Here is an 8131-nt window from a genome sequence, read left to right on the forward strand (position 1 = left end):
GGCTCTGACTCAATGACTGATTGGACACACGGCATGCAATCCAAAACTTCAAGGCGAACGTTCGTAAAGGGTATGGCCGCCGGAGGCCTACTGGGTGGACTGGGCTTGTGGCGTAACCCAGTTTGGGCGATCACAAGTCCTGGCGTGCCGAATGTATTGACCGGTACTGAGTTTGACCTCCTGATCGGAGAGACGCCAGTCATTATCGCCGGTAAATCGAAACCCGCCATGACCATCAATGGTGGGCTGCCAGGCCCTCTGCTGCGCTGGCGTGAGGGTGATACGGTGACGCTTCGAGTCCGAAATCGCTTGAAGGATACAACCTCCATCCACTGGCACGGCATTATCCTGCCGGCCAACATGGATGGCGTACCAGGGCTTAGTTTTCATGGCATCGAGCCCGATGGCATGTATGTCTACAGGTTCAAGGTCAAGCAGAACGGTACCTACTGGTATCACAGTCATTCCGGTTTCCAAGAGCAGTCAGGGGTATATGGGCCGTTGGTCATTGATGCCAAGGACCCTGAGCCTTTTACCTACGATCGTGACTATGTGGTGATGCTGACCGACTGGACCGACGAGGATCCTGTCCGCTTGATGAAAAAGCTCAAGAAGCAGGCGGACTACTACAACTTTAACAAGCGCACCGTAGGCGACTTCATCAACGACGTCAGTGAGAAAGGTTGGTCTGCAACCATGGCTGATCGCAAGATGTGGGCCGAGATGAAGATGAACCCCACGGATCTGGCCGACGTCAGTGGTTATACCTACACCTACTTGCTAAACGGCAAAGCGCCGGATGATAACTGGACAGGTGTCTTCCGACCGGGTGAGCGTTTACGACTACGGTTCATAAATGGCTCGTCCATGACGTACTTTGATCTTCGGATTCCGGGCCTAAAGATGACGGTTGTGGCTGCTGATGGGCTTTATGTGAATCCGGTTTCCGTTGATGAGCTAAGAATTGCTGTCGCCGAGACCTACGACGTGATTGTTGAGCCTACCCAGGAGGCCTATACCCTTTTTGCTCAGTCCATGGACCGCACTGGTTTTGCCCGAGGCACCCTGGCGGTTAGTGAGGGTTTATCAGCGCCCGTCCCCCCTCTTGATCTTCGCCCTCTTGTCACCATGGATGATATGGGGATGGGTGGGATGGACCATGGAAGTATGGGGGGAATGGATCATAGCCAAATGCAGGGCATGACTCAGGATTCAATGCAGGGCATGTCTACCATGAGTGGCAGCCAGTCCATGCAGGGTATGGATCATAGTCAGATGCAGGGTATGAAGGGCATGACCGGTATGGAAGGTGGGCAGATGCAGGCAATGGATCACAGCCAAATGCAAGGCATGGACCATAGCCAAATGCAGGGCATGTCCTCAATGGGCGGTATGGCTGGAATGGGAGCTATGCAGTCCCATCCCGCTTCCGAGCAAAACAATCCCCTCGTGGACATGCAGGCAATGAGCACCAGCCCAAAACTCGACGACCCAGGTCTGGGGCTTCGAAACAATGGCCGTCGTGTTCTGACCTATGCCGATCTCAGAAGCACCTTTCCTGATCCAGATGGCCGTGATCCCAGCCGGACCATCGAACTGCATCTTACCGGACACATGGAAAAATTTGCCTGGTCCTTTAACGGTGTGAAGTTCTCGGACGCAGAGCCTGTTCGCCTCAAATATGGTGAGCGTGTAAGGATCGTATTGGTGAACGACACCATGATGACGCATCCCATCCACCTTCATGGAATGTGGAGCGACTTGGAAGATGAGAGCGGTAACTTCATGGTGCGTAAACACACCATCGATATGCCTCCTGGATCAAGGCGCAGCTATCGTGTGACAGCAGATGCCCTCGGGCGATGGGCCTATCACTGCCACCTCCTGTACCACATGGAAATGGGCATGTTCCGTGAAGTCCGTGTGGAAGAATGAGGATATCGATATGTCGCACCTGATTGGATCAAAGAACACGCTGGCCGGCGCCCTCTCTGTAATGCTGGGCGCTGCGCAGATACCTGTAGCCTTGGCGGCAGAAGCTCAGATGCAGGGCATGGATCACAGCCAAATGCAGGGTATGGACCATAGCCAGATGCAAGGTATGGACCATAGCCAGATGCAGGGTATGGACCATAGCCAGATGCAAGGTATGGACCATAGCCAGATGCAGGGTATGGATCATAGCCAGATGCAGGGTATGGATCATAGCCAGATGCAGGGTATGGATCATAGCCAGATGCAAGGTATGGATCATAGCCAGATGCAGACTATGGGACAGGAGAAAGTGACTCAGAGCCGCACGCCTATTCCTGAGTTAACAGACGCTGATCGCGCAGCAGTCTTCATCGACTCTGATGGCCACGCTGTACACGATAAGGCTCTTAATACCTTTTTGCTGCTCGATCAGCTTGAGTGGCAGGATGCTGATGAAGGCAACGCCCTAAGCTGGGATGCTCAAGGCTGGATAGGCGGTGATATTGATCGCTTATGGATTCGCTCTGAAGGTGAGCGAACCAATGGCAAAACGGAAGAAGCAGAAGTACAGGCCTTATGGGGCCATGCTATTGGTCCCTGGTGGGATGTAGTAGGTGGTATCCGGCAGGATTTCAAACCTGGCTCTCCACAGACGTGGGCTACTTTTGGCATACAGGGAATGGCTCTCTATAACTTTGAAGCAGAGGCCACGGCTTTCATTGGTGAAAATGGACAGACCGCCGCCCGCCTCGAAGGCGATTACGACATATTGCTGACCAACCGCCTGATACTTCAACCAACTGCCGAAGCCAATTTCTACGGAAAAAACGATCCTGCCCGCGGTATCGGCTCAGGTCTCTCTGATACTGAGATCGGAATCAGGCTTCGTTATGAAATCCGCCGGGAGTTTGCGCCCTACATTGGCGTGACGTGGAACCGTACCTATGGAAACACGGCCGACTATGCCCGAGAGGAAGGCGAGGACAGGAGCGAAGCTCGCTTTGTCGCAGGTGTCCGTATGTGGTTCTAGCGGTTCGGTATCGCCTGTTTAGCGATTGAGCGATCACTTAAGTTGTTCCAGAAAACAGTGTCTTTAACTCACTATACAGTCCTATCTGTAAGGAGCCTTGCATGTCTGTACGTACCCTTTTTGGCAGTGTAGCGATGACGTCTGGCTTGCTGCTGAGCAGCCTGGCCCAGGCTCACCCTGAGCTTGTTGCATCAACCCCGGCAGCCAATGCCGAGGTGTCCTCCCCTGCGAACATAGAGCTCAAATTTTCGGAAAAGCTTTCTACCCAGTTTTCAGGTGCAAAACTCACCATGACTGAAATGCCAGGCATGAAGCATCCGCCCATGAATATAGAGGCCAAAGTCTCTGGCAGTAATGATCCCCAGGTTATGGTTATTATCCCGGCAAAGCCTTTGGTGGCAGGCACCTACAAGGTTGACTGGCGCGCAGTGTCTTCTGACACCCATCCCATCACGGGTAGTGTTGTTTTCAAAGTGAAGTGATGCCATGGGCGACTGGATCAATATTGCTGTTCGGTTTGCGCTCTACGCTGACCTCATGCTGCTGTTTGGCTTACCCCTTTTTAGTCTTTATGCCTTGCGTGGAGGGGAGCGCCTAGCTGGTACAGCGTTACGGTTCGAGTCGCTCATTACAGGGACAGCAGTACTTGGAATCATGCTGTCCTTGCTTGCCATGCTGGTCCTGGCGAAGTCCATGAGCGGCGTCTCGCAGTTCATGGAGCTGGAGCGGCATGTATTTGAAATGATCATCACAGGTACTGATGTCGGTTTTACCTGGATTATCAGAATCGCCGCGCTGGTCCTAGCCTTGCTGGCAGCCCTACTACTTAGGCGCTGGCCGTTGGCGTGCCTTGGGCTTGTTAGCCTGTTTGGGGCAGTAGCCCTAGCTACGCTTGCCTGGGCGGGACATGGCGCAATGGATGAAGGCACCCGTCGCTATGTTCACTTTACGAGCGACATCTTCCATCTTGTTGGAGCAGGTGCCTGGCTAGGAGCATTGGCGGCCTTTGGCCTGCTACTACGCCCAGGAAGCCTTGTAGCGTCTGAGCATATGCATCTGCTTAGTCGCGTGTTGAACGGCTTTGCTACCACCGGAACCGTTATTGTCGTAACGCTCTCGATAACGGGGGTAATCAACTATGGACTCATCGTTGGCCCTACGCTTGATGGCCTGTTATCCAGCCTCTATGGACAACTTCTTCTTGCAAAGCTGGCCTTGTTCGCCTTGATGCTGGTACTTGCAGCTGCCAATCGCTTTCGCCTGAGCCCTTTGCTTGAGCGTTCCATTCAGCATTATCAGCATCAACAGGCTGTAACAGCCCTGCGTCGTAGTCTTTTTATGGAAATAGGCGCTGCCATTTTGATCCTTGGACTGGTTGCCTGGTTGGGTACCTTGAGTCCTGAGATAGAAATGGCCATGGAGTAGCTTCTCGCTATGGGCTCATGAAAATCAACCGGAGCAGTATCATGAAAAACACACGTGTCCGTTTAGCGAACCTGATGTTGGTCGCTAGCATCGCGCTTCCTTTATTTCCGGCCTTTAGCCATGCAGGAGAGCAGCTAAGTATTGATGTTTATCGCGATGCTAACTGTGGCTGTTGCAAGAGCTGGGTCAAGCACATGCAAGCCAATGGCTTTGAGGTGCATGACCATGTCGAAACCAATATGAGTGCGGTTAAGGAGCGTTTAGGCGTAACGCCGAACCTGGCGTCCTGCCATACAGCTGTCGTGAATGGAAAGTTTGTTGAAGGTCATGTACCAGCAGAACAGGTAAAAGAACTGGCTAAACGCAGTGATCTGGCTGGAATGGCGGTTCCGGGCATGGTAGTCGGTTCGCCTGGTATGGAGTACGAGGCTCAGCAACAGCCGTATCAAGTGCTTGGTCTCACCCAGCAAGGCACTGAGCTGATTGTCGCGCAGTATCCACAGAAATAAGATTTTACCCCAGTCCTTCTTAACCGCTCCTTGCCTTTTCAACAGACATTGTCTGATTGCCTACCTGCAGGATGTAACACTACTGCTGTTGGAGAGAGATATTATCCTCACGTCTCTATCCAATAGACTCCAAGAGTGTTACCTCCGGTTTGTCCTCTGCTCACAAGGACGTAACACTTTTTTCTCTTGACCTGAATTGGGTTAGCCGTGAGGAGAGCGTCGAGCGCGCACGCCGCATGGCTGAGCGAAACGAAGACGCGATTGCTCCGGTAAACCTTGCGGCCAGCGAGGGCGGTGAAAATTGGGTGCTGTCCCCTATCGCCGACTTCACCACCGACGACATCTTTGCCTATCTGGGCCAGGTGCGCTCAGGACAGATCCGCTGCTACGACAATTTTGATGCGCTGGTCGAAGTGTACCGCGACATGAACGGGGGTGATTGCATGGTTCTTTCGTACTTGAGCGGAGCCGATGCACGCCGCCGTCCCGGTTGTGGCGCCAGAACGGGCTGCTGGACGTGCCTGCGTGTTACCAGCGATGCCTCAGCCGAGAACATGATTGCCAAGCAAGGCGGCGAGTACAGCTGGCTCAAGCCGCTGAATGACCTGCGCTCGTACATGAAGGCCCGGCACTTCGATCCCTCTGCCCGTTGCTGGCTAAGCCGGCAGGTAGACGAGCGTACAGGCCGCATCAAGATCAGTCCCAATGCCTACAGCCCTGCGTATACGCTTGAGCTCCTGCGCCTGATCCTTACCATTCAGATTCAGGAAGAGGAAAGCGCGCGCCAGCTGGGTATCAAACCACGCTTCACAGTTCTTTCCATGCGCCAGATCGTAGCCATCGACATGTTGTGGGGCCGCTATGGCTATCACAAGCCGTTTATGGCGTTGCGGACTTATCTGGAGATCTACGAGCAGGACGCGCGCTATCCGATACCCGATATCTCGAACCTGCCCACATGGACCGAGAAGGATGTCGCTTTTCGCGCCGAGGCCGTCCTGTGCGACGAATTTTACGGCTCTCTTTTCGACGGGCTGCGTAGTCTTGATCATGCGGTGGCTGGCGCTGAATCGCTCACCGTGACGCGCCAGGGTGAGCTTGTGACTGATGTCGTGACTACCGACGAGTTCGCCATCGACGAGGAAGGCCTTGAGCTGTTCCTGTCCCTTGAGCTTGACCACGCCCTGAACCGCGTCTCGCTCGACGCTGCGCCCTCGTCAGCCGTTCACTATCTGTTAGGACTCGGCACCGTATCGTTAAGCAAGGGCGGCCATGCTGAATGGTCGCGCATGCTCAGGCTCAGCAACCAGATCTGGCGATTCGACCTGATAGCGGTCCTGCACGACCCGCTGGCGCTGATCGAACGGCTTAATCTGTTGAGCCAGAAAAAAGAGGACATACCGATGGCGGCTAAATGCGCTGACAAACATGGCCAGCTGGATCTGTTTACGTGTTGAAGGCATGAGGAAGGTGTGCGGGCCGTGGCGAAATTGCGACATAAGGAATGATCATTTTTCACAGGCGATGGCTAATTACCATTATTTGCCCGCCGGGACTTGCATAACCAAAAGTCGTGGGAAAATAGAGAGTGGCGTATTAACGAGCCGCGCTACCTCTACATCCTGCATCAAGGATGTTAAGACCTTAAAGGAGTCGATATGAGCACTAAAACGCCCTCGTACGAAATGCTTTCTGTCCCGTTGATTGCACTTCATCACCTGACCGAGGAGGTTGCCAACCGGCTTGAAGCTGAAGGCGACGACAATCCCTGGTGCCGCTGTGCAGTGTACAAATACGGCCTTATTCTAGATGTGAGCGAAATGGATCTGGATGAGGACATTCCACAGTGTTTGCTCGATCTCAGACGTTGGAGTCAGGATCAGCAGACGTCCTTTTGGGTTATGCTGGAGGCATCAGGTTTGCCTCAGCCGGACCTGCCACTGTACGAGTGGATTTGACCTGAAGGCGAGACAGGGGAGCAACCATGTTGTACCAGGAGCTGCGTACACTACGCGCCAAATGGGCAGCCGGTGATGCTACGGCTGAGGAGGTTGCTCGCTGTCTTGAGCTTGAACGCAGGGCCGAGGTGCGAGGCAATCTCTGCTTCGTCCTTGGCTTCGCCGCGGTCCTTGCTATAGCACTCGGCCTGATCGGCCTTGTCGTCTCCAATGTCTATCCTAGCGAAGGCTCACTGGTGACGTGGCATAGCGCCGGGTTTACGGGCGGCCTGCTGGGCCTTATTGCGGGCACATACGTTGTGATCAAGGGCGCGCAGCCGTAACGTCGTCCTCTCCCAAATTTGCCAGAGGGTTCAGGGTGCAGGGCAAGATCAAATGGTTTTCAAGGGAAAAGGGGTACGGCTTCATCTGCTCGGATGAGGGCGTCGATCATTATTTCAGCGTTAGGGATGTTCAAGGCGCAGACCTGCCGGCCAACGCCGATATCGTGAGCTTTGAGAGCCACAACGGGCCGAAAGGACCACGAGCAACATCTGTCGTCATCCTCGCCAGACTCAAGTCCCAGATCAAACAGGATGACCGCGTTACGTGCCCCTACTGCAAGAAGAAGATGGTGCCCAGGCTAATCACCTTTCAGGGGTCAGTCACCCATACGGTGTGTCCCTTCTGTGCAGAAACCTACAGGGATTTCAGATCAGACGGCCCCTGCTTTATCGCGACGGCGATCTATGGAGACTATGACGCACCAGAGGTGGTCCGTCTCAGGCAATTCAGGGATCGAGCTCTCCTGCCTTCGAGAGCAGGACGTTTGTTGGTCAGGGGTTACTATCGGGTATCACCTCCCCTTGCCAGATACCTGGTACGCCATCCAACGCTGTCAGCCCGGCTCAAGCCACTGCTTGATGCCATTACCCGACTGCTGGGCTAATCCAAGCGTGCAGATACAAAAAAGCCGACAGCGTTGGAGGCGGTCGGCTCGACGTCAGCTAACAGGGGCTTACTAGCTGGCGCCATTGGCTAGAGGTTGTGCGATTGCGCCGGTAGCCTTTGGATCCTTGCCCCCCTCCTCGTCCTGCCTCTGCAGACGACGCATCACCGACAGGAAGGCTTCCATAGGCTGTGCGCCGCCCAACAGGATGCGCTGCCCGGTCTTGTTATCCACGACAAAGGTCGCCGGCGTGCCATTGGCGCCGTTGCTCTTGGCCAGCGCCACGGACTGCTGGAGCTTGTCCATG

At 54.3% G+C, this 8131-nt stretch carries 9 protein-coding genes and 1 pseudogene; 9 read left to right on the forward strand and 1 reads right to left on the reverse strand.

Annotation, left to right across the window (positions count from 1 at the left end; genetic code table 11):
* Positions 1-33 precede the first annotated feature (33 nt).
* The 9 genes from B3729_RS13530 (at position 34) to B3729_RS13570 (ending at position 7824) form a co-directional block, all read left to right on the forward strand.
* Positions 34-1935 (forward strand): copper resistance system multicopper oxidase, encoded by a 1902-nt coding sequence (locus B3729_RS13530; protein ID WP_286788143.1) that lies wholly within the window; start codon positions 34-36, stop codon positions 1933-1935.
* 10 nt (positions 1936-1945) lie between these two features.
* Entirely contained in the window at positions 1946-3004 is a 1059-nt protein-coding gene (locus B3729_RS13535; RefSeq protein ID WP_414704026.1) for a copper resistance protein B, read from the forward strand.
* A gap of 101 nt (positions 3005-3105) precedes the next feature.
* The gene (gene copC / locus B3729_RS13540; RefSeq protein WP_286788144.1) at positions 3106-3486 is read left to right on the forward strand and encodes a copper homeostasis periplasmic binding protein CopC; all 381 of its coding nucleotides are present in this window, start codon (positions 3106-3108) and stop codon (positions 3484-3486) included.
* Between the two features lie 4 nt (positions 3487-3490).
* Positions 3491-4429, forward strand: coding sequence for a copper homeostasis membrane protein CopD (gene copD, locus B3729_RS13545; RefSeq protein WP_286788145.1), 939 nt, complete (start codon positions 3491-3493; stop codon positions 4427-4429).
* A 41-nt stretch (positions 4430-4470) separates the two neighbouring features.
* Positions 4471-4938 (forward strand): DUF411 domain-containing protein, encoded by a 468-nt coding sequence (locus tag B3729_RS13550; protein WP_286788146.1) that lies wholly within the window; start codon positions 4471-4473, stop codon positions 4936-4938.
* Positions 4939-5087: 149 nt separating this feature from the next.
* Entirely contained in the window at positions 5088-6395 is a 1308-nt protein-coding gene (locus tag B3729_RS13555) for a hypothetical protein (RefSeq protein ID WP_286788147.1), read from the forward strand.
* A gap of 201 nt (positions 6396-6596) precedes the next feature.
* Positions 6597-6896: a hypothetical protein gene (locus B3729_RS13560; RefSeq protein ID WP_286788148.1), complete on the forward strand. Its 300-nt coding sequence runs from the start codon at positions 6597-6599 to the stop codon at positions 6894-6896.
* 26 nt (positions 6897-6922) lie between these two features.
* Entirely contained in the window at positions 6923-7219 is a 297-nt protein-coding gene (locus B3729_RS13565; RefSeq protein ID WP_286788149.1) for a hypothetical protein, read from the forward strand.
* Between the two features lie 35 nt (positions 7220-7254).
* On the forward strand, positions 7255-7824 hold the full coding sequence (locus tag B3729_RS13570) for a cold-shock protein (RefSeq protein WP_286788150.1): 570 nt from the start codon (positions 7255-7257) through the stop codon (positions 7822-7824).
* A 72-nt stretch (positions 7825-7896) separates the two neighbouring features.
* On the opposite strand, the pseudogene B3729_RS13575 reads toward B3729_RS13570, so the two are convergent.
* A pseudogene (locus B3729_RS13575) lies at positions 7897-8131 on the reverse strand (hypothetical protein); the annotation flags it as partial.

It is taken from the genome of Pseudomonas sp. UBA3149, from assembly GCF_002364655.1.
Taxonomy (GTDB): domain Bacteria; phylum Pseudomonadota; class Gammaproteobacteria; order Pseudomonadales; family Pseudomonadaceae; genus Chryseomonas; species Chryseomonas luteola.